Annotated in this window: 1 protein-coding gene; it reads left to right on the top strand. The window is 31.8% G+C overall.

The window, feature by feature from the left end:
- Positions 1 to 90: 90 nt before the first annotated feature.
- Positions 91 to 255, top strand: a 165-nt coding sequence (locus M3600_RS28765; protein ID WP_396953858.1) for an HTH domain-containing protein, incomplete at its 3' end; no start/stop codon positions are given.

Genomic DNA, 255 nt, shown 5'->3' with positions numbered 1-255 from the left:
GACACTAAAAAAAGTCTACCTATAGGGTGCTTTTTTGTATAATAAAGAAACACAACTAGAGAAAAAACAACATGGGACTGGAGATTTTTTATGAGTAATAGGATTTTTACAGAGAAAGAGATAAAACGACTATCAGCTAATAAGTACGTTAAATCTGTAAGTGCAAAAGGAATCACTTATACGGAAGAGTTTAAACATATTTTTATCGCAGAAAACGAAAAAGGTAAGCTACCAAGGGTAATATTTGAGGAATGC

It is taken from the genome of Niallia sp. MER 6, from assembly GCF_023714395.1.
In the GTDB taxonomy this organism is placed as follows: domain Bacteria; phylum Bacillota; class Bacilli; order Bacillales; family Cytobacillaceae; genus Niallia.
Note: the sequence above shows the minus strand (reverse complement) of the source record. Positions and strands in the feature narration are given on the sequence as shown.